Origin of the sequence: Alcanivorax sp. (assembly GCF_002726155.1) — a bacterium.
GTDB lineage: Bacteria > Pseudomonadota > Gammaproteobacteria > Pseudomonadales > Alcanivoracaceae > Alcanivorax.
In genome coordinates, this window is the sequence record NZ_PBSH01000031.1 from 77,048 (window position 1) to 96,564 (window position 19,517).

The following is a 19,517-nucleotide window of genomic DNA, read 5'->3' on the forward strand; positions in this document are numbered from 1 at the left end:
GATGCATTCGATGACGTGCAAAACCCTGAACTTCAGTTTTTCGTCTTTTGCCTTTAGCGTCAGGCATCAGGCTTGGGGCGTCGCGCTTACGTCTTATACCAACAGCAACTGGATGCCGGTGCCGACAATGACAATCCAGGATGTGAGGATGCCGAGCTGGCGGGGCAGGTTGGCGCTGCTGCGGGGCACCAGCATGCCATAGGCGTAGGACAGGCGCCCGGTCAGCAGCAGGATGCCGTAAACATGCAGGGCGCTATTGCCTCCGCCATTGATTTCCAGCAAGGCCATCAGGATCAGCGCCAGCGGAATGTATTCCACCGTGTTGCCGTGGGCACGGATCGCGCGGTTCACGTCTTTGTGGCCGCCATCACCCAGGGACACTTTTTTTCCCAGACGGTAGCGAACCACGTTAGCCGCCAGGGCGACGACAAGAAAGCCGCACAGGGCGGCGTACAAGGCGGTAATGGGCAAGCTGATTAATTGCATGGTTTCCACTCAGGTTGTTTTTTGCGTTTGCGAACAATAAACCGGGATGGGTCCAGGGCGTCAACCAATTGTGCATCCACGGGAAGCGGTTGCCCGCCAATCTGGTCGGCCAGCAGGTCGGCACATAGCGGTGTGCCAGTAATGCCCCGGCTGCCGTGGGCCACATTCAGGTACAGGCCGGTGGCACTGCGATGGGGGTTTTCAGTGGCCACGGGCAACGGGCCGCACAGAGGGAGAAAGTCGAGGCTCTGGCAACGAAAGGCTACGCGCCGGTCCTGGATGACAATGGCTTCCCCGCCTAGCGCCTGCCAGTGTTCGGGCAGGTGGTGTTTCAGTTGTGCCAGGTTGTCAGCGTCGTCTGCATCGGTGGGGCGGGGTTGGCTGTCGTGCAGATTGAAGGTGGCGCCTACGCAATGCAGATCATCCAGTGCCGGCGTCAGGTAGCCGCCATGGCATTGGGCCTGCTGCCATTGCCGGGAGGCCTCGGTGGCCTGGCAATAACTGACCTGGCCGCGAATGTGTTTAAGCGGTAGCCAGGCCTGGCCCGATAGCTGCTGGCTGGCGCCGGCGGCGCAGACGACCACGGCGTTGGCGTGCAGTTGGCTGCCATTGTCCAGCATGACGCTGGCGGGCGTGCCTTCGTGTAGTGAGGCCACGGATTCGCGAAGCAGGGTGATGCCTGGGTGATCAAGCAGGTGCTGGCACCAGCGATTCGGGCGCAGGTAACCGCCGCCCACCAGTTCCACTCCATTGCCGTCCGGCGCCGGGCGCAGCAGGTCGGCAGGCCAGGCGCCGCTGTCCATGGCCGCGGTGAATTTGTCCCGTTGTTTGTCGTTTACAAAGTGCTGGATGACCCCATTGAGTTGGCCGTCCTGATCGCTGGCGGGAAAGCCGTAACGGTGCAGCCAGCGTAATGCATGACGGTAACTTTCCTTATAGAAGCGGTTCTGTGGCGTCAGGTGCGGGCTGGCGGTGCTATACACCACGCCGGCCAGATTGCCGGAGGCGCCGGCGGCAACGCCCCGGGGGTCCACAACGGTCACTTGCCAGTTCCGTTCGGCCAGGGCGCGGGCCGTGGTGGCTCCGGCCAGCCCGGCGCCGATGACGATGGCATGCTGGCAAGCAGGGGCTGCGGTTTCGGTCATGGCAAAGACGGCCCCTTTAATCGGGTGGAGATCGGGGCAGTGGACAGGGCAGTGATCATGGAACCTGTGTGGTTGGCGGCTTCGCAGAGCGCTTAGGGTAACACGTTGTGATTACGGAGCTGGCACGTCCTGGGCCGCCTTGAATTCTGCCAGTACACGCTTCGCCTGTTGTAGCAGCCAGACAGTTTTTTGCCGATAGCTGGCGTTGCTGATGCGAATGAAGTCGTCGTTGATCAGAGTGACCAGTAATGCCTGGTTCTGGATCGGGCGGTTGGGTTCTATCCAGCGCATTTGTGACTGGGCGCTGGGGTTGCCTTCCAGGTCGACCAGTCGCTCGCTGATGATGCTGAGCGCGTTGGCGCTGTTACTGAGCGCCTTGTCGACCCGGCGCTGGCGCAGTTCGCTGTAGTAACCGGCCACGGCGCGCTCGGGTTTCATGGTATCCCAGCCCGTGGGCAAGCCGGACAGAGTGAGCGAAAGCTGTTCCTTGCCATTCGCGTCCCGGTAACGCAGGGTGCGCGCGTGTTCGGAGCTGATCTCTCCGTCGAATTGCAGGCCGGCCAGGGTCTTGGGCGCCTGATAGAGCCCAAGCTGCGCCTGGCGATCGGGCAGTGCGCGGGCCTGATTTTCCGACCCAGTGGCTTTCAGACTGACCTTGTCCAGCTTTTGCACGTTTAGCGGTGTATCCGGGGTTTCCTCTACGGGCTTGCCGGCACAACCCGCCAGTAGAAGCGCCAGTGTGAGGGCAGGCAAGAGATAGCAAGCTTTTACATTCATCGGTCGCAGCATAGGGCAAGGTAAATATCTTGTTGTAAGGATATGCCGTTGTGTTCAGAGATGTGGCAAAGCCTAAGTAATGGCAAACTACGAGCATAACCGTTTTCAGGGCAGGCGGATGGAAAAGCCATCACATAATGTGTCGCCAGACAGATCGCGGTCAGTGCCGGGTTTGCCGGTTGTGGGCCTGCGAACCAGTGCGGCCATGCTGTTGCTGTTTGCGCTAATCACGGTGCCGTTCGCCATCGCATCGGTGCTTCTGATTCAACATCGCCTGGGTATGCTCGATACCTACGATACCATGCGTGAAGACGTGCGCCTGTTTGATGAGGGGCTGGCCGCGTTCCCTCCGCTGAATGACATGCGCGATCTGGCCCCGGCGGCGATTCATACCCAGGAACCGGGAATTGTCTCCCGTTTTGAGCTCAGCCGCTCCCGTGCCGGCAGTCGTTTGCTGGCCTTCCTGCAGCTTGTCCGTCAGCGCGATATTCCGGGGCTGAATGATCAGGGCGGCTTGCTGAGCGAAGCGTGGCGCGACCTGACGGTGAAAACCGGTATCCCCATGGAGGACGTGGTCGGCCCTTTCGATAACGTCAACCAGATTACCCAGCGGTTGAGCAATGCCTTGTCCACGGTACTGTTTGTCTCGGATCTGTCGATTGGTGAGGGGCTGGAACCCAATGAGGTGCTGTCCTTGCCACTGGGCTCATTTCGTCAGGCCCAGGAAGATATCGGCCTGATTCGGGCGCTGGCTCTGTATGTGAGCCTGCGTGGTGGTTATTTGGGAGACAATGATGCCCGGCGCCTGGAGAATGCCTGGCAGCGATTACAGCATCAGGTGAGCATCATCGACAGCGAAATCAAGGCGCTGGTTGCACGTACCGGTGCCATTGAGTTGCAGCAGCAGTGGCGGTTGGTGCAGGGCGGCTTGCTGTCGTTTCTGGAGTGGTCCGAACGTGAGCTGATTCTGGCACCACGCATTCAGGTGTCCTGGGAAGGGGCTTACGATCGCAGCCGCAATGCCATGAAATCACTGGACGGGCTGTCTGCCACGTTGATTTCACTGGCGGACCAGTTGCTCAGCAACGCTCGCCAGGAGAAGGCCCGGGCCACGGTCTGGATGATGCTGGGGATCGTGTTGCTGTATGTGCTGGTGCTGGGGCTGGCGTTGTGGGTGTACCGGGCCAATTCCCGGGCGATCAATGCCCGTGCCGAGAGCCAGGCCAAGGGCCTCTTTCTGGCCCGCATGAGCCACGAAATCCGGACGCCACTGAATGGCGTGATTGGCTTGGCGGAATTATTGCGCGAGACCGACCCGTCACCACGGCAACAGGAATATATCAGCCTGATTGATAGCGCCGGCCGAACCCTGACGGCGCTAATTAACGACGTGCTGGATTTTGCCAAAATTGAAGCTGGCAAACTGGAGTTAGTCGAAGAGCGCTTTGATCTGCTGACGCTGCTGGCGGAATGCGTGCAGATGTTCAATTTGCCGGCCAGTGATAACGGTACCCTGGTGATTCTGGATGTGGATCCGCACACCCCGTCGGATGTGGTGGGGGATGCGATCCGGCTGCGCCAGATCCTCATCAACCTGATCGGTAATGCAGTGAAATTCACCCGCAATGGGCGGGTTGTTCTGTCCCTGGTGTGCCGCCGTCACGGCGGTGAAGCGCCGCTGTTCACTTTTGCGGTGACGGATACTGGCATTGGCTTGACCCAGGACGAGCAAACGCAACTTTTCCAGCGTTTTACCCAGGCATCTGCCAATACGGCCCGCCGTTATGGTGGTACCGGGCTGGGGCTGTCCATCAGCCGCGAACTGGTGGGGCTGATGGGCGGTGAGATTCATGTACACAGTGCCCCGGGGCTGGGTTCGCGGTTCAGTTTCAGTATCCAGATGGCCAGCGAGGAGGATGAAATCCCGATGATGGCCGAGCTGCCGCCAGCCAGTTGGCTTTGGGATGTGCAGGGAAGCCTGGAGGATTGGCTGATCGATGACCCACGTTTTGAAACCGTGAAAGTGGTGGAAAACACCGGGCAACTGGCGGAAGCGAAGGGGGAAATCCGCAGTGGTGTTTTGCTGATCAATGGCCTGCCGGAACAGGCGCTGCTCGATGAAGCATTGCAGATGGTGCGTCTGAATCCGGCCCGTATCCAGGTCTTGCTGTTGATTGGCATGCGTTGCGACACGCCAGACTGGCTACCCAGGGAGGTGCGTGTGCTGCGTCGCTCGGTGGTCACGGTCAATGATCTTCAGCAGCTGTTGGGAAGCTATGTTCCGGGGGCAATCCCGATTGTCACCGAACCAGTGGCAGTGGAATCCATTTCCAGCCTGCGTGTTTTGATTGTGGAAGATAACCCGGTCAATCAGATGGTCACCAAGGGCTATCTGGAGCGGCTGGGCATTGCGAACATCATCGTCGCGGAAGATGGCCAGCAGGGGGTCGATTGTTTTGACGCTGAGGATGGGGAGCTGGACCTGGTGTTGATGGATCTGGACATGCCGGTGATGGACGGGTTTACCAGTGCCCATCATATCCGCGAATTGGAGGCGCAGCATGGCTGGGCACCCTGTCAGGTATTGGCGCTCAGTGCCCATGCCATTAGCGAGCAGGGAGGCCGGGTTTCCAGGGCGGGGATGAACGGGCAATTGATCAAGCCCCTGTCTCTGGCGGCCATGAAACAGGCGCTTTCCCAGTATCTGGGCGTTACGGCATAAGGTAGACCAAGGTGTCTTGCATGGCCGGCGGTAGCAGCGGTGCAGACCACACGAGAGCCATCAGGCTTACCAGAATCGCGCCCTCAATACGCCAGGCCCGATGACGGCGTATGACGTGAAACAGGCAGGCGACGACTGCCAACCCAAGGCCACTGAAAAAACTGGCCATGCTGACCAGCTGCCATTGAACATCATTGAATGTCAGGCCGATGCCGCAGACGGTGAGTGCTGCAGCGCAAACAGTGAGGAATGAAAATGACGAGTGATGGTGAGTGGCAGGCATGTTCAACATCCTAAAGGTAACCCCCGTGGTAACGGATGGTGCAAGCAAGCACCGTGCCGAAACCTGTCCTTTGTTCATCTGAAAGCTAAGCATTATTTATGAAACCTGTGTGAATGTCCTCAGCGTATCAGGTTAATATTTGCCTTTTTTCTACACCATTAATGATTAAAAACGGTTAACAAATGTACGCATTAGTTCGTATAATGCGCACCGCAATACCGGCAATCGTGATTTATTGATTTCTTGCTGTGAAAGCCAATGGGGGCTGGCAACAGGGAGAAATGGGGGAAATATGCGTATTTTGGCAATTATTCTGACTCTTTTCGCTGTGTTGCCGGCCCAGGCCCAGTTGAATCCGGGGATGGAGGGCCGGCTGTGTCTGGCGGCGTCCCAGGACAGCGCTTTTGGCGCGCTGGTGGATCAGTTGATTGAAACCGGGAAAGTGCAAATGACGGCTGGTGAGTCCCTGCTTTCCATTGATTGTCAGGATGGGCAGACCGTACTTACCCATATGGTCAACGGTCGTCACGCGGAAAATCTGGAATATGCGGTGATTGATATGGGCCTGAGCTTGTCAGCGTCCCAGGTGAGTCTGAACGGCCAGACGGTGAGTCTGGGTGAGGCTCTGGCGCGTCTTGGTGCTGACAGCGATACCGCCACCCGGGACTTTGTAGAGAGTTACCTGGACGATCTGGCCGACGAAGACTTTAATCCCAATTTGCGGGTCAGCCTGAAGTAATCATCGTTCCTGTCGCTCCGCGTTTCCTGTTTTTCCAGACGGCTGCATTTGCAGCCGTTTCTCCCCGGCTCCTCACACCGCTATAATCGGCCCGCAGACGAATATCGGGGCCTCTATGTCAGACCAGCATGATCGCATTTACGCTACGTCCCACCAGCAGGTGGCGCGTTTTTCCTTCGACGATACGGTAGTGCGGGTTTTCCCCGACATGATTCGTCGTTCGGTGCCTGGTTACCCCACCATTATCGATATGATCGGGGTGCTGGCGGCCCGTTATGCCCAACCTGATACCTGCCTGTACGACCTGGGTTGTTCCCTGGGGGCGGCGGCCACGGCCATGGCGTCGCTGACGGAAGAAAGCGGTAACCCGATTGTGGCGGTGGATAATTCCCGCGCCATGATTGAGCAGGCTGCCACCTTGCTGGCAGACGTCGGTCAGGCCCACCGGGTGACACTGGAAGAGGGCGATGTGGCCGAGATGGCATTCGCGCCTTGTTCCATGGCGGTGCTTAATTTCACGTTGCAGTTCATTGCCCCGCAAAAGCGTGACGCCCTGATTCAGCGTCTGGCGGATGCCACGGTGCCCGGCGGCATTCTGGTGTTGTCGGAAAAAATCCGTTTTGCCGATGAGGTTGAGAATGCCCTGCAGACCGAGCTGCATCATGCTTTCAAGCGTAATAACGGTTATTCCGATCTGGAAATCAGCCAGAAGCGTACCGCGCTGGAGAATGTGCTGATTCCGGAGACTCTGGCCGATCATGAGGCGCGCCTGAAAAAGGCGGGTTACCGACATATTCATGTCTGGTTCCGTTGTTTTAATTTCATTTCTCTACTGGCCGTGCGCTGATGCTTACCGATTACCTTCAGGCCTGTGAACGCGGGCTTGCGTCCCTGTTTGCTCCGCAACCCTTGTCCGTCGTGATGACGCTGTCCCGGGAGCGTCTGGTCGACCGTCCCCATGGGGATTTGCCCCGTTGGCTGGCGGCACTGGAGGCGTTGCCGATGGGGCCCGCCGAGTGTGCCCTGGATCAGGACACGCTGACCATTGGTGGGGCCGGTGAGCAAGACGCGGAGACGGTGAAACAGGCGTTGCAGGGGCTGATCCCCTGGCGCAAGGGCCCGTTTGAATTTTTCGGCGTGTCGGTGGAAACGGAGTGGCGTTCGGACTGGAAGTGGCAACGGGTAGCGCCGCATCTGTCGCCTTTGGCGGGGCGACGTATTCTTGATGTGGGTTGTGGCAGTGGTTACCACTGCTGGCGTATGGCGGCGGCCGGCGCCAGTGCGGTCGTTGGGATCGATCCGACCATTTTGTTTCTGGTGCAGTACCTGGCAGTGCGCCGTTTTGCCCCTGAGTTGCCCGTGTGGTTCCTGCCCCTGCGCATGGAAGAGCTGCCCGCGGAAGGGGGGCAGTTTGATACGGTTTTTTCCATGGGCGTGCTGTACCACCGGCGTTCACCGCTGGACCACCTGCTGGAATTAAAAGGGGCGCTATGCGCCGGCGGCGAGCTGGTGCTGGAAACCCTGGTCGTGGAGGGAGACGAGCGCACCGTGTTGATGCCGGAAGATCGCTACGCGGTCATGCGCAATGTGTTTTTCCTGCCTTCGGTGGCCATGCTCACCCGCTGGCTGGAGCGGTGTGGCTTTGTGGATGTGCGATGCGTGGATGAAAGCAATACTACGGTGCAAGAGCAGCGATCCACTGACTGGATGCGTTTCCAGTCGCTTCCGGATTTTCTGGATCCGGACGACCACCGCCTTACCCGTGAAGGTTATCCGGCGCCTCGCCGTGCGGTGTTGGTTGCCCGAAAGCCGTAAGGTTTGGCTGTCGATGTGGTGCGCGTGGAGGCGTCGAGCAGGTGATCCACCAACTCCAGGCGCGCGCTTTCATCCAGTGCATTGATTAAGGGGGTCAGGGTGTCGAGCAAGCCATCTTTGCGGGCCTGCGCCAGTAACGCATCGCTAAGCTCTTGGGGCGCGTTTGCTTCATCCTGTTGTGTGTCTTCCTGAGCCTGGGCTTGCTGGCTTTGTTGCCTCTGCGCCTGGGGGGAGAGGATGCGCTGGCCGCGCTCCGCGGGTTGGCGCAACAGCTTCAGGGTATCGTTGACCAGCCGCCCGGTGCCTTCGTTGTCAGCGCCGCTGTGCACATGAACGGCAATGCGCACGTTCAGCGTGACGCGAAATTCATCAATCCTGAATTCGTGGTGGTTAAGCCAGTCCAGTAGTCGCCCGGCGGCGATGTCCGCGCCGTCTGCATGGGTGCCGGGCAGGGCCAGAAACACCACCTGATTGCTGCGCGTGGTAATCAGGATATCTTCACAGCGTTTGCGGTTATTCAGCTGTTGGCAGAATTGTGCGAACAGTGGGGCAATGTAATGCTCGCCAATTTCAGCCTGCAGGGTTTTCAGTTCCTGCAGGTCGATGGCAAGGAGTGCGAAGGGTTGTTTGTGTCGCCGGCAAAACGATAACGCCTGCTGCAAAACATGTTGGCTATGGCTTTCTGCACGTTGCGGGCTTGTCACGGCAGTCATTGGCACCTCGGGACCAGAGATTATGATGGCATCCTGCTCATGTTCTAGGCTTCCATTCCCGCTGACATAACTTTAGCGGGTTCACGGCTGTCCGGCATCGGGTGCATACTCTATTTAACAACAATGTCGGTCACTGTTACGCAAACAGTTGCCAGCATGCGTGGCCCGGAACGGGTTTCACTCAGAGGGATCAATCATGTCGGTTACCTGGATTGTCGCGTCGGCGCTGCTCAGCTCCCTGTTCACCCTGCTGGCTGTGGGTGTGTGGGCACATTTCTATTTTCAGCCCCGTTTGCGTGACAGCCTGCAGCGGGAGCTGGATGAGCAGGTCGAGAAGGCCGCACAAGTGCTTTCGGACCGGGTAGAAGAAGGGGTTCGCCGGGGCTTGGTGGAAGGGGTGCGTAATCTGCCCTCGAAGGAATTACTGGAAGGCGCTAGCCGCAACCTGGCGCGCACCAGTGCGGAGATGGTGGGGGAGCGCCTGGGGCAAATCTTCGGGCGTAAGGACAAGCCCTGACTTCGGCCCGGCTTGCCGGATCCGGGTTATAGCGTCAGGTGTGGTGCCTCCAGCGTCGGGCTTTTATTGAAGCCGTTTTGGCAATAAACGAATCACCAGGCAGGCGATGCCCAGGCTGAGCATGGCCAGGGACAGGAAGTCCTGTTGCAGCGCATGCCAGGTGGTTTCCCAGAGATCGGATGCCTTCATCAGCGATAGCAGAATCAGCAGCATGCCGGTGAGGGTAAAGAACTGGTCCAGTTTACGCGCTCGCTGAAATTCGCCGCGCAGTTGCCGTAGTTCATCAAGGATGTCTTCCTGCAACAATTGTTGTTGCGCCATCTGCTCAGCCAGCTGGCCCACTTGCCGGGGCAGGGTGGCCAGCTGTTCCAGCCAGACCGGATCTTCCCGGCGCAGCAGTGCCAGCAGCTCCTTGAGCCGTACGTGGTCGTCCAGCCAGTTACGTATCAACGGCCAGAGGCTGAACTGGTTGATCAGCTCGGCCAGTTGGGCCACATGGGCGTCGCTACCGGTGATGCGTAATGATTCGTGGTCTTCCAGTGGTTCGCTGGCAAACAACCAGTGGACCATGCCGCCCAGAGGGCCGCGAACCCGAATGTCCACATTGCCTTCGTAGTCGGTCAGCAGCTCGACGCCGTCTTCATAGATCAGCACATACAGGACCGAACGCGGGCGTTCGGCACGGATGCGCACCACGGTTCCATGGAGGGCGGCGAGGCGTTCTCGCCCTTGTTGTGTCCCTGTCAGGGCCTGGTTAAGGGCACTTTCCAGGCCCCCGAGCACGATAAGCTGGGGGAAACTACCGGTTTCAGGCATGGTGGCAGCGCGGTCCTGTCTTTATGTTGGGCCGAGGTGATGTTTTCGGTCCCGTTTTGTTGCCAAAAATTACGCGATGTCGCTTATATTTGGCATGACGGCTCCCTATACTATGCATTTTCATAATTAAACAACATTGGCTTTTTTGACTTGGATAGGTGTACACGGGACCTGTTCGCCTTGGCACTGTCGCGTTACAGTGCACCAGCCCTTGGAGGGGAGTTGTTTTTAAATGCTGGAATCTTTGCTTGCGTACCCGGATTTCTGGAAGTACGTCAGTATTCCGTTCATCGCTGGTGCAGTCGGTTGGACAACCAACTGGATGGCCGTGCAGATGACATTCTATCCCCTGGAATTTCTGGGCATCCGACCTTTTTTCGGCTGGCAGGGCATTATTCCCTCCAAGGTCGAAAAGATGGCGGGTATCGTGGTAGACAAGGCGCTCTCGAAGCTGGGTAGCCTGGACGAGTTCTTCCGCGAAATGGAACCGGAAAAAATCTCTGCCCATCTCACCCGCACCATTCAGGTTCGTATCGAAGAATACACCGACGAAGTCATGACCGAGCGCAATGCGGTGCTGTGGGAAAACCTGCCGTTGTTGGTGCGCAAGCGGGTCTATAGCCGTGCCCGCCGGGCCATTCCGGCCGTCATGGACAACGTGGTTGACGATATCAGCCGTAATCTGGATAGCCTGGTGGACATGAAGCACATGGTTGTCACCCAGATGAGCGAAGACAAGCAGCTCATGGTCCAGATGTTTCGCGAAGTGGGCGACCCTGAATTCCGCTTTGTGACCAACTCCGGTTTGTATTTCGGCTTCCTGTTCGGCTTGATCCAGGTTCCGGTCTTTATCTTTATGCCGGAAAACTGGGTGTTGCCGCTGTTCGGTTTTATTGTCGGGATTGCTACCAACTGGCTGGCACTGAATCTGATTTTTCGTCCGCTCAATCCCATCAAGGTTGGGCCATTCCGGATTCAGGGGCTATTCCTGAAACGCCAGAAGGATGTGGCGGAATCCTTTGCCCGGCTGTCCACGGATCAGGTTATTACCCTGCGCAATATTATGTATCAGGTGGTGAACGGGCCGCGAGGTGACCGTACCAAAGCGCTGATCAAACGCCATTTGAAACCGCTGTTGAACGGTGGCGTGGTGCGTACGGCAGCCCAACTTACCGTGGGGCCGGAAGGCTACGCTGACCTGAAAAAGGCGGTGGAAGAAAAGGCGGTCGATCTGGCGGTGGAACCTTTTGAAGACCAGGGCTTCAACAAGGAGCGTGGGCAAATTGTGGAGCGGCTCATGTCCGAACGCATGCAGGCACTGAGCTCCGATGAATTTCAGGATTTGTTGCGCCCGGCCTTTCAGGAAGACGAATGGATCCTGATTGTGGTGGGTGGCTTCCTGGGGGCCATGGCCGGTGTTTTCCAGCTGGTGTTTATGTTTGGAGTCAGTTGAATGCAGGTGCTGCAGATAGACATGGCCACCCTTGGGTGGTTGTTGTTTGCAGCAGCGGCGGGCTCTTCGCTGCTTACCCTGATTCTGCTGGGTATTATCGGGCATTTCTGGTTGGTTCCCCGGGTTGAACGCAAGATTGACCGGCGCCTTGAAGAGGGTGCAGCACAACTGGAAGAACGGTTGCGGCAACGTTTTCTGGATCTGCTGACCGGCCGCTCGCGGGACGTTATCCGTGACAGGGCCCGGGATCTGGCCCGTGGTGTCGGTTTGATCAGTGGCCGCCGGCAAGGCGCCAGCGACAAGGATGAGACCGGCGAGTAAGGCCTGAATAGCGCAGGCTGTCTGGATTTTGAGCACTTGGCGTAGCAGGAAGGAATCTCCTGACCAACACTGTTTTATTGTTCGACAATGCGCCGCTACCCGGCGTCACTACCCCCCTATAATTCACTCCGCGCGCTGATGATAATGCTTGTGTGTTGTTTTCCCGCTGCATTCGCTCGTGGAATTGCCTTCGGGAGTTTGGACCATGTCCGATCAAGAACAGAACCAGAACGAAAAAGACGGGCGTCAAAACCCGCTGAAAGCCCTGAGTGGGGCTTCACGAGACATTCGCAAGTACACCCATCAGATCTGGCTTGCCGGTCTGGGCGCCTTTGCTCGCGCCGAAGAAGAGGGCAGCGGTTTTTTTGATGCTCTGGTGGAAGCGGGCCGCGAAGTAGAGCGGCATACCAAGGACAAAACCGAGTCCCGGGTGGAAGAGATTAAAGAACGGGTTCGTCATCATACCGGCGAAACCATGGATAAAATGGAAAAAGCATTTGATGACCGGTTTAACAAGGCTTTGTCCCGTTTAGGCCTGCCCAATAAGCGGGAGGTCGAACAGCTTGAAAAACGGGTGCAGGAACTGACTCAGGCATTGGATAGTGCCGAAGAAAAGTCCGAAAAACCTGCCCCGAAACGCCAGACTCGTAAAAAGAGTTAACGGCATTCAAACCGTGTTGTAGCGCACACCGCTAACCCCTTAGTGGTGTCTTTCAGCGGGTACCCTCCTTGGGTACCCGCTTTTTTTTGGTTCATCGCGGATTAGAGTGAAGAACACGCTTCTCGTCGTCTGATGGGTTTATCGCGAATACCCGGCACTTTATACCCGGCACTATGCCAAACGCTGGACGCCGGATGCCTGATGTAAAGCCCCTTAGCCTGAGCGACTGTCGTTATTACGGTGTCTCTTTTGAGGGGTATTTTGAGGGATTGTCAGGGCCGTCTTCAGGCTGTAATCGGGTAATGCATTTGCGCAAAGAGCATGGCGGCCAAGGTTTTCAGGTTTTGAATGCAAGCGTCCGTCGTCGGGCATCCGGCGTCCAGCGGTTGCCAGGGCGGGCGCTTGTCGGATTCAGCCGGGCTGATCGTTTTGGTCATTGAGATGTCGAAAGGCAATATGAAATAGTATTCCGAATACCGCTTCTCTGTGTGCCGACATGCATCGTCCAACGCTTTCGTTATTCGACCAGGATCACGCGCTTGCCACTGAAGTCGTTGCTGGCCATGTGTTGGTGGGCAGCGTTTGCGTCTTTAAAGGGAAAGGTTTCCAGCGGCAGGGGCAGCAGTGCGCCGCTGGCAAACAGTGGCGCCAGCCGGTCATTGAAAATCTGCGCCAGACGAATGCGGTTTTCCAGCGGCTGGCTGCGCATGGTCATGCTTTTCAGGGTCTGGCGTTTCATCAGCAGAGCCCCAAGATTCAGCTCGGTGCTCAAGCCGCCAAGAACGCCGATATTCACCAGGCTGCCTTCTGCACGGAGGCCGCCGAGCAGGTCGTTCCAGTCCGGGCCGACCATATCCAGAATCACCGCCACTCCATCGCCGTGGGTAATGGCGTTGAGTTGGGTGGCGAGGGTGCCGTCGTCGCTCACCTGGGCAGCGAGGCCCATATCGTTGGCGGTGTCGAGTTTGCTCAAGTCCCGGCTGCTGCCGATGGGCCGGGCGCCAAGGGTGTGGGCCAGCTGGGTAGCGGCGAGACCGACCCCCGCGGTGGCCGGGCGCACCAGACACCACTGTCCCGGTTGCAGGCCGCCTTCCAGAAACAATGCCCGGTAGGCGGTCAGAAACGCTTCCGGCAGCGTGGCGGCGCGGGCAAAGTCCATGCCTTCCGGCATGGTCAGGGCTTCGCGTTCATGGGTGATCACCTGTTCGGCATAGGCGCAGCCGGGTACCAGCCCCATCACCGCATCGCCCACTTTTCGTTGCTGTACTCGCTTGCCCACGGCACTGACAACACCGGCATATTCGAGCCCGGGGATGCGGCTGCTGGTGCCCGCTGGCGCCGGGTAGCGGCCCAGCACCTGCAGCAAATCTGCCCGGTTTACCCCTATGGCTTTGACCTGAACGCGGATTTCTTCCGGCCCGGGTTGTGGGTCGGGCAGGGTGTCCAGTTGCAGTTGCTGATCTTCAATACACCAGGCACGCATGGTTGTGCTCCTATTCGCCGTATTTAGCAGTAGAAGGAAAACGTTATGACGACGTCCCCATTAATCTACCCGTTTACTGATCTGCCACCGGCAGCTCAGCGTTTCAAGGTGGCCGACGGCGTTTTCTGGCTGCGTTTTCCGCTGCCGTTTGCGCTCGACCATATCAACCTCTGGTTGCTGGAAGATAACCAGGGTTGGGTGATTGTGGATACCGGACTTGGTGTTAGGCGCAGCCGGGAAATCTGGCAGCAGCTGCTGGCAGAGCAGCTCGACGGAAAACCGGTCACTCGGGTGATCGTTACCCATTATCACCCGGATCATCTGGGCATGGCGGGCTGGCTGCAGCAGCAATGCGAGGCGCCGGTGATCATGAGCCGGGGCGAGTGGCAACTGGCCACCAGCATTTGCCACGCAACGGACGCCCAGACCATTGAGCGGTTCAAGGGGTTTCTGGGCAGCCACGGCCTGCAAGGCGAAGACCTGGATAAAGTGGCGGGTAAAGGCAACGGCTTTCGCCGGGTGGTGATGCCTTTGCCTGAGAGTCCGGAATTTGTGGCCGAGGGCGACACGTTGACCATCAATGGGGAGCGTTGGCAGGTGTATATCGGCCGCGGTCATGCACCGGAGCATTTGTGTCTGTACCGCAGAGCCGACCGGGTGTTGCTCAGTGGGGACCAGGTGCTGCCGACCATTTCCAGTAACTTGATGGTGCGCCCCACGGAGCCGAACGCCAATCCAGTGACAGCGTTTGTGGAAAGCCTGACAGTAATCCGCGATGCATTGCCGGAAGACACGCTGGTGCTGCCCGCCCACGGTTTGCCTTTTCGGGGGCTGCATACGCGGATCAATACGCTGGTGGATCACCACGCCGAGCAGCTGGATCAGGTGCATGCTGCCTGCTGTGAGCAGCCTCATAATGCCCACGATGTATTGCCAGTGATGTTCAAGCGGCAACTGGATGTGCAGCAAATGATGTTTGCCATGGGCGAGAGTATTGCGCACCTTAACTGCCTGCTGGAGCAGGGCAGGGTGCAGCGCGAAGACCGCGATGGGATCTGGCTCTTTGCGGCCTGATCTGAGGGTGAGTTGAAAGTTCAAAGTGTAAAGTTGAAAAGCGCGAAAATGGGCAAAGCCATCCGATAAGTGCTTTCCTCCGCGTTTCCACAAAGTGCGCAACGCGGGCACGGCTTAACTGTTCACGACAGGCTCGCGCGCGCTTTTCAACTCTACACTTTGAACTTTCAACTGCTCTCACAACCATTGCGTCATTACCCCAATCCACAACGCCAGCATTGGCACCACCAACACAAAGAACAGCCCGTTCCAGTGCCAGGCGATCCGGTAGGGGGAGCGATGAATCAGTTGGCTGAGTACCAGCATAGAGGCGGTGAAGGGGGAGGAAATCATCGACAGACTCCAGGCACACATTAACCCGACCGCCAGGATTCTCGGGTCCACCCCGACGCCGTCACCCAGCAAGGAGGCGAGCAGGGTGACAGACACGATTGGGTTCAGCCCCACTTGCGCTAACCCGACCACCAGCAACATGGCCGCCACGGCCATGGCGGCGCCTTGCAGATGGGTGGCCAGTAGCAGATCGTGCAAGGCGTGTTGATCTACCAGGGGAGTGATCAGTGCGCCCAGGCAGGCGGACCCACCCAGCACGGCAATTTCCCCTCGATTGGCTCCGAAGATCAAGCGCGAATGACGGGCAAGCAAGGTCAGAGAGCGGCGCAGCCCGGTGCCGCCGCCAAGTCGCCGTCTCTGTTTTGCCATCCACAGGATGGCAGCAAGCGGGCAGGCAATCAGGACGGCCACGGGTAAACGCAAATTCCCCGCCAGGGCAACGGCAAAGACGCTCAGGGTGATCAGTACGGCGAGCAGGGTGAAGAGAATAAGTGGCGACAATGAGGGCGGCTGTGTTTCAGGTACACGGTCAGCCAGTTGCTTGGGGCGCAGTTGCCAGTCCAGCCACCAGCCGAGCAGAAAAAAGAGCCCGGCGGTGGGCAGCGCCACCGGGGCCAGGCTGGCCCAGGTGAGGCTGGGCATATTCGCCAGAATTACCGCCATGGTTACCCCCAGTGGCGATACCAGGGGGGCCAGGGCAAAGCCGCGCAAAATCGACAACATCATCCGCCGCTCGCGGGCCTGTTGAATATCATCGTGTCCGCCTGCCGCCTTGAGCGTATTGCTGCGCATCACCATGGCGCCGAACAGGTTTAGTACTCCGATGTTGATGATAATGCCGAACAGTGCGGTCCCCAGGGACAGGGTGGGGTAGCGCAGCGCAGGTTTTTGGCGAATCAGGGTTTGCCCCGCATCGCGGACCAATCGCGAGCGCATGGCGGAGACGCGCAGCAGGCCCAGTGATGAAACGAAAGTGGCGAAAAAACAGAGGCGGTCCAGGGCCTGCAGTAAAACCGGAACAGGCTGGGCTTCACGGCAGATAACAACGCCGGCCATGGCGATCACTACCAGCAGAATGCCTTTGGCCATGGGGGCTTGCCCGGGCCATTGCACCAGCAGATAAACCAGTAAGGCAATTCGTGCCAGCCAGGCCCCGGCGTCCAGATCGAACACCAGAGACAGGATTGTGCCGATCATGCACAGGGGGAGGGTGTAATCGAGGAGGCGGGTCAGCGGCATGGATGAGTTGAAAGTGTAACGTTCAAAGTTGAAACGCGAATCACTGTTGCTGCAGATTGAACAAAGCCGGCGCCGTGCCGACCGATGTTATTCGCGATGCTTGCATCGCGAATCGGCCAGTGGTCGCGGGCACGGATTGCATCAGTTACCTTTGGCATGGAACGCGCTTTTGAACTTTCCACTTTGAACGTTCAACTGCTTTTCGCCTGCCGCGCCAGTTCCCGGGCGATGACTATCTGCTGAATCTGGGTGGTGCCTTCGTAAATACGGAACAGCCGCACATCGCGATAGAACCGTTCCACCGGATAGTCCGCCATGTAGCCTGCGCCGCCATGAATCTGCACGGCACGATCGGCCACCCGTCCTACCATTTCCGAGCAGAACAGCTTGCAGCAGGAGGCGTCCAGGCTGACCCGTTCTCCCCGGTCCTTGCTGCGGGCGGCTTCCAGTACCATGGAGCGGCCGGCGAAGGCTTCTGCCCGGGAGTCAGCCAGCATGGCCTGAATCAGCTGGTGCTCGATGATGGGCTTGCCGAACTGTTTACGCTCGGCAGAAAAATTCACCGCGTCCTCGATGAGCCGGTAGGCAACGCCCACGCAGATGGCAGAAATATGCAGCCGGCCCCGGTCCAGCACTTTCATGGCGGTTTTGAACCCCTTGCCTTCCTGGCCGCCGATAATGTTCTCTGCGGGGACCCGGCAATTTTCAAAAATGATGTCGCAGGTGTGGGCGCCTTTCTGGCCCATTTTCACGTCCGCCTTGCCGCGGTGAATGCCGGGGGTGTCTCCCTCGACGATAAAGGCGGTAACACCGCCACCGCCCGCGATATCCGGGTTGGTGCGCGCCATCACGGTAAAGAGGCCGGCATGGGGGCCGTTGGTGATAAAGCGCTTGGTGCCGTTGAGGATATAGTGATCGCCGTCTTTGTCGGCACGGGTTTTCACTGCGCCGGAGTCGGAGCCCGCGTCCGGTTCGGTCAGGCAGAAGGCGCCAATCACGTCCCCGGTGGCGAGCTGGGGAACGTATTTTTGTTTCTGTTCGTCGGTGCCATCAATCAGGATGCCCTGGGCGCCGATACCATTGTTGGTGCCCATGAGGGAGCGAAATGCGGGGGAGGTGCGACCCAGTTCAAAGGCCACCATGACTTCCTCTTCCATGGTCAGCCCGAGTCCGCCAAGCTCCTCCGGAATCGACAATCCGAACAGGCCCATGGCCTTCATGTCGGCGATAATGTCGTCGGGAATGGCGTCACTTTCGGCCACTTGCTGTTCGGCGGGAACGAGTCGTTCGCGTACAAAACGGGCAATGGTGTCAGTCAACTGCGAGAGGATTTCGGCATCACGAATCATGGCTGGGTCCGGCGGCTATAATGGGGTTCGGGGCGGTAACGGCAGACTCTTGTTGGGTGGTTGCGGCCTGGGGAGGCATGTCTTGTGGCGGCCCGGTTGCACCACTTGCATCGCACTCTGTCACGGCCTATTCTGCCCGTCAAGTTTCAAAACATCATTCCGCATAGCGGACGAGCTTGCTGCGGCACGCTTCAAGCTGCACGCAACAACGCGGTGGAAGCCAATGGATTTGGCGACCTTTTTGCTCGCGGCCAACATTGATTCGCGGGCACGGCCATGACGCCTGGCCGAGGCCGTTTACGCGTTGCTGCGTGTTGCGTGGAGCCTGCTGCACATTCGGAGAATGTAATGCTTGATGCCTATATTTACGATGGTCTGCGAACCCCCTTTGGCCGCCACGGTGGCGCGCTGGCGCCGGTGCGGCCGGATGATTTGCTGGCCGGGGTGATCCGCGAGCTGGTGCAGCGTAATCGTTTCGAGCCTGAGGGCTTTGAAGACGTGGTCATCGGCAACACTAATCAGGCCGGTGAGGATGCCCGTAACGTGGCTCGCCATGCCGGCCTGCTCGCGGGCCTGCCGGAATCGGTGGCGGGAATTACTGTGAACCGGCTTTGTGGCAGTGGCCTGGCCGCGACCCTGGATGCCGCCCGTATGGTCACCGTGGGTGAGGGCGATCTGGTTATCGCCGGCGGCACGGAATCCATGAGCCGCGCCCCCTTTGTCATGGCCAAGGCAGAGAAAGCCTTCAGCCGGGACATGACGATTTTCGACAGCACCATTGGTGCCCGTTTCCCCAACCCGGCAATCCTCCAGCAGTTTGGCGGCGATACCATGCCGGAGACGGCCCAGAATGTGGCTGAGGATCTGGGTATCAGCCGTGAATCCGCGGACGCCTTTGCCGCCCGATCCCAGCAGCGCTACGAGGACGCCCGCGAGCGGGGCTTCTTCCGTGAAGAACTGACACCGGTAACGGTACCGCAGGGCCGCAAGAAAGACCCACTGACGGTGACTGACGACGAGCACCCGCGTCCGGGAACCGGCGTGGATAAGCTGGCCAAACTGCCTGCGATTGTGGACGGTGGGGTGATTACTGCCGGCAATGCGTCGGGGGTCAATGATGGGGCGGCGGCGCTGATCGTGGGCTCCCGAGCGGCCGGAGAAGCGGCTGGCATTGCACCGCGCGCCCGTATTCTGGCGGGGGCCGTTGCTGGTGTGGCGCCTCGGGTCATGGGGTTGGGGCCGGTTGAGGCCTGTAACAAGGCATTGGCCAGGGCCGGCCTGACGCTGGAGCAGATGGATGTCATCGAAATCAATGAGGCATTCGCCGCCCAGGTGTTGGGCTGCTGTAAGCAGCTGGGGCTGGCCGGCGATGATGAACGCCTGAACCCGAATGGCGGCGCTATCGCCGTGGGCCATCCGCTGGGTGCCTCCGGCGCCCGACTGGCTCTCACCGCCACGCGGCAACTGGAAGCCACTGGCGGTCGCTATGCACTGGTGAGCCTGTGTATCGGGGTGGGCCAGGGTGTGGCCATGGTGATCGAGAAGCAGTGAATAATTAATAGTGAATAGTTAATAACGAAAACCCGATAGA

At 58.7% G+C, this 19,517-nt stretch carries 20 protein-coding genes; 10 read left to right on the plus strand and 10 right to left on the minus strand.

Translation table 11 applies throughout. The features are described 5' to 3' along the window. Positions 1–93: 93 nt before the first annotated feature. The 3 genes from CL546_RS09555 to CL546_RS09565 form a co-directional block, all read right to left on the minus strand. Positions 94–486: an MAPEG family protein gene (locus tag CL546_RS09555; RefSeq protein ID WP_290494423.1), complete on the minus strand. Its 393-nt coding sequence runs from the start codon at positions 484–486 to the stop codon at positions 94–96. Then, positions 477–1,631 carry an FAD-dependent 5-carboxymethylaminomethyl-2-thiouridine(34) oxidoreductase MnmC1 gene (gene mnmC1 / locus CL546_RS09560; RefSeq protein ID WP_290494424.1) on the minus strand — a complete coding sequence of 385 codons (1,155 nt, stop codon included), beginning with the start codon at positions 1,629–1,631 and terminating at the stop codon, positions 477–479. Before mnmC1 ends, CL546_RS09555 begins: the two co-directional genes overlap by 10 nt. Before the next feature lie 111 nt (positions 1,632–1,742). Then, the gene (locus tag CL546_RS09565) at positions 1,743–2,420 is read right to left on the minus strand and encodes a hypothetical protein (RefSeq protein ID WP_290494426.1); all 678 of its coding nucleotides are present in this window, start codon (positions 2,418–2,420) and stop codon (positions 1,743–1,745) included. A gap of 106 nt (positions 2,421–2,526) precedes the next feature. Here CL546_RS09565 and CL546_RS09570 point away from each other — a divergent pair, with 106 nt between their 5' ends. Continuing rightward, entirely contained in the window at positions 2,527–5,130 is a 2,604-nt protein-coding gene (locus CL546_RS09570) for a hybrid sensor histidine kinase/response regulator (protein ID WP_290494428.1), read from the plus strand. On the opposite strand, the gene CL546_RS09575 is transcribed toward CL546_RS09570, so the two are convergent. After that, entirely contained in the window at positions 5,120–5,413 is a 294-nt protein-coding gene (locus CL546_RS09575) for a hypothetical protein (protein ID WP_290494430.1), read from the minus strand. The two genes, CL546_RS09570 and CL546_RS09575, sit on opposite strands and share 11 nt — an antisense overlap. A gap of 292 nt (positions 5,414–5,705) precedes the next feature. Between CL546_RS09575 and CL546_RS09580 the strand changes: the two genes are divergently transcribed. The 3 genes from CL546_RS09580 to cmoB all read left to right on the plus strand — a co-directional run bounded on the left by CL546_RS09580 (position 5,706) and on the right by cmoB (position 7,967). After that, positions 5,706–6,152 (plus strand): hypothetical protein, encoded by a 447-nt coding sequence (locus CL546_RS09580; protein ID WP_290494432.1) that lies wholly within the window; start codon positions 5,706–5,708, stop codon positions 6,150–6,152. 115 nt (positions 6,153–6,267) lie between these two features. Beyond that, on the plus strand, positions 6,268–6,999 hold the full coding sequence (cmoA, locus tag CL546_RS09585; RefSeq protein ID WP_290494433.1) for a carboxy-S-adenosyl-L-methionine synthase CmoA: 732 nt from the start codon (positions 6,268–6,270) through the stop codon (positions 6,997–6,999). Beyond that, on the plus strand, positions 6,999–7,967 hold the full coding sequence (cmoB, locus tag CL546_RS09590) for a tRNA 5-methoxyuridine(34)/uridine 5-oxyacetic acid(34) synthase CmoB (RefSeq protein WP_290494435.1): 969 nt from the start codon (positions 6,999–7,001) through the stop codon (positions 7,965–7,967). The genes cmoA and cmoB overlap by 1 nt, the downstream gene beginning before the upstream one ends. Here cmoB and CL546_RS09595 read toward each other — a convergent pair. Further along, complete coding sequence (locus CL546_RS09595) at positions 7,922–8,680, minus strand: diguanylate cyclase domain-containing protein (RefSeq protein WP_290494437.1); 759 nt, start codon at positions 8,678–8,680, stop codon at positions 7,922–7,924. The two genes, cmoB and CL546_RS09595, sit on opposite strands and share 46 nt — an antisense overlap. Positions 8,681–8,876: 196 nt before the next feature. Between CL546_RS09595 and CL546_RS09600 the strand changes: the two genes are divergently transcribed. Then, a complete protein-coding gene (locus CL546_RS09600; protein WP_007150905.1) occupies positions 8,877–9,197 on the plus strand; it encodes a hypothetical protein in 321 nt (106 codons plus the stop codon). Between the two features lie 63 nt (positions 9,198–9,260). Here the strand turns inward: CL546_RS09600 and CL546_RS09605 are convergent, their stop codons facing one another. Continuing rightward, complete coding sequence (locus tag CL546_RS09605) at positions 9,261–10,013, minus strand: hypothetical protein (RefSeq protein ID WP_007149772.1); 753 nt, start codon at positions 10,011–10,013, stop codon at positions 9,261–9,263. Positions 10,014–10,245: 232 nt separating this feature from the next. Between CL546_RS09605 and CL546_RS09610 the strand changes: the two genes are divergently transcribed. From CL546_RS09610 to CL546_RS09620, 3 genes are all read left to right on the plus strand, one after another. Next, a complete protein-coding gene (locus CL546_RS09610; RefSeq protein WP_007151354.1) occupies positions 10,246–11,466 on the plus strand; it encodes a DUF445 domain-containing protein in 1,221 nt (406 codons plus the stop codon). Continuing rightward, on the plus strand, positions 11,467–11,787 hold the full coding sequence (locus tag CL546_RS09615; RefSeq protein ID WP_290494441.1) for a hypothetical protein: 321 nt from the start codon (positions 11,467–11,469) through the stop codon (positions 11,785–11,787). 205 nt (positions 11,788–11,992) lie between these two features. Then, positions 11,993–12,448, plus strand: a complete 456-nt coding sequence (locus CL546_RS09620; RefSeq protein WP_290494443.1) for a phasin family protein — start codon at positions 11,993–11,995, stop codon at positions 12,446–12,448. 284 nt (positions 12,449–12,732) lie between these two features. Here the strand turns inward: CL546_RS09620 and CL546_RS09625 are convergent, their stop codons facing one another. Continuing rightward, entirely contained in the window at positions 12,733–12,885 is a 153-nt protein-coding gene (locus CL546_RS09625; protein WP_290494445.1) for a hypothetical protein, read from the minus strand. A gap of 80 nt (positions 12,886–12,965) precedes the next feature. Then, the gene (locus CL546_RS09630) at positions 12,966–13,931 is read right to left on the minus strand and encodes an NAD(P)H-quinone oxidoreductase (RefSeq protein WP_290494447.1); all 966 of its coding nucleotides are present in this window, start codon (positions 13,929–13,931) and stop codon (positions 12,966–12,968) included. Between the two features lie 45 nt (positions 13,932–13,976). On the opposite strand from CL546_RS09630, the gene CL546_RS09635 reads away from it, so the two are divergent. Further along, positions 13,977–15,005, plus strand: a complete 1,029-nt coding sequence (locus tag CL546_RS09635; RefSeq protein WP_290494449.1) for an MBL fold metallo-hydrolase — start codon at positions 13,977–13,979, stop codon at positions 15,003–15,005. A gap of 177 nt (positions 15,006–15,182) precedes the next feature. Here CL546_RS09635 and CL546_RS09640 read toward each other — a convergent pair whose 3' ends face one another. Next, positions 15,183–16,577, minus strand: a complete 1,395-nt coding sequence (locus CL546_RS09640) for a hypothetical protein (protein WP_290494451.1) — start codon at positions 16,575–16,577, stop codon at positions 15,183–15,185. 191 nt (positions 16,578–16,768) lie between these two features. After that, positions 16,769–17,926 (minus strand): acyl-CoA dehydrogenase family protein, encoded by a 1,158-nt coding sequence (locus CL546_RS09645; RefSeq protein ID WP_290494453.1) that lies wholly within the window; start codon positions 17,924–17,926, stop codon positions 16,769–16,771. Positions 17,927–18,274: 348 nt separating this feature from the next. Here CL546_RS09645 and CL546_RS09650 point away from each other — a divergent pair, with 348 nt between their 5' ends. Beyond that, the gene (locus tag CL546_RS09650) at positions 18,275–19,477 is read left to right on the plus strand and encodes a 3-oxoadipyl-CoA thiolase (RefSeq protein ID WP_290494455.1); all 1,203 of its coding nucleotides are present in this window, start codon (positions 18,275–18,277) and stop codon (positions 19,475–19,477) included. Positions 19,478–19,517: the final 40 nt, after the last annotated feature.

Bases quoted from the DNA above. Each gene is read 5' to 3' on its own strand.
- CL546_RS09555 (WP_290494423.1), bottom strand. From the start codon at position 486: ATGCAATTAATCAGCTTGCCCATTACCGCCTTGTACGCCGCCCTGTGC.
- mnmC1 (WP_290494424.1), bottom strand. From the start codon at position 1,631: ATGACCGAAACCGCAGCCCCTGCTTGCCAGCATGCCATCGTCATCGGC.
- CL546_RS09565 (WP_290494426.1), bottom strand. From the start codon at position 2,420: ATGCTGCGACCGATGAATGTAAAAGCTTGCTATCTCTTGCCTGCCCTC.
- CL546_RS09570 (WP_290494428.1), top strand. From the start codon at position 2,527: ATGGAAAAGCCATCACATAATGTGTCGCCAGACAGATCGCGGTCAGTG.
- CL546_RS09575 (WP_290494430.1), bottom strand. From the start codon at position 5,413: ATGCCTGCCACTCACCATCACTCGTCATTTTCATTCCTCACTGTTTGC.
- CL546_RS09580 (WP_290494432.1), top strand. From the start codon at position 5,706: ATGCGTATTTTGGCAATTATTCTGACTCTTTTCGCTGTGTTGCCGGCC.
- cmoA (WP_290494433.1), top strand. From the start codon at position 6,268: ATGTCAGACCAGCATGATCGCATTTACGCTACGTCCCACCAGCAGGTG.
- cmoB (WP_290494435.1), top strand. From the start codon at position 6,999: ATGCTTACCGATTACCTTCAGGCCTGTGAACGCGGGCTTGCGTCCCTG.
- CL546_RS09595 (WP_290494437.1), bottom strand. From the start codon at position 8,680: ATGACTGCCGTGACAAGCCCGCAACGTGCAGAAAGCCATAGCCAACAT.
- CL546_RS09600 (WP_007150905.1), top strand. From the start codon at position 8,877: ATGTCGGTTACCTGGATTGTCGCGTCGGCGCTGCTCAGCTCCCTGTTC.
- CL546_RS09605 (WP_007149772.1), bottom strand. From the start codon at position 10,013: ATGCCTGAAACCGGTAGTTTCCCCCAGCTTATCGTGCTCGGGGGCCTG.
- CL546_RS09610 (WP_007151354.1), top strand. From the start codon at position 10,246: ATGCTGGAATCTTTGCTTGCGTACCCGGATTTCTGGAAGTACGTCAGT.
- CL546_RS09615 (WP_290494441.1), top strand. From the start codon at position 11,467: ATGCAGGTGCTGCAGATAGACATGGCCACCCTTGGGTGGTTGTTGTTT.
- CL546_RS09620 (WP_290494443.1), top strand. From the start codon at position 11,993: ATGTCCGATCAAGAACAGAACCAGAACGAAAAAGACGGGCGTCAAAAC.
- CL546_RS09625 (WP_290494445.1), bottom strand. From the start codon at position 12,885: ATGACCAAAACGATCAGCCCGGCTGAATCCGACAAGCGCCCGCCCTGG.
- CL546_RS09630 (WP_290494447.1), bottom strand. From the start codon at position 13,931: ATGCGTGCCTGGTGTATTGAAGATCAGCAACTGCAACTGGACACCCTG.
- CL546_RS09635 (WP_290494449.1), top strand. From the start codon at position 13,977: ATGACGACGTCCCCATTAATCTACCCGTTTACTGATCTGCCACCGGCA.
- CL546_RS09640 (WP_290494451.1), bottom strand. From the start codon at position 16,577: ATGCCGCTGACCCGCCTCCTCGATTACACCCTCCCCCTGTGCATGATC.
- CL546_RS09645 (WP_290494453.1), bottom strand. From the start codon at position 17,926: ATGATTCGTGATGCCGAAATCCTCTCGCAGTTGACTGACACCATTGCC.
- CL546_RS09650 (WP_290494455.1), top strand. From the start codon at position 18,275: ATGCTTGATGCCTATATTTACGATGGTCTGCGAACCCCCTTTGGCCGC.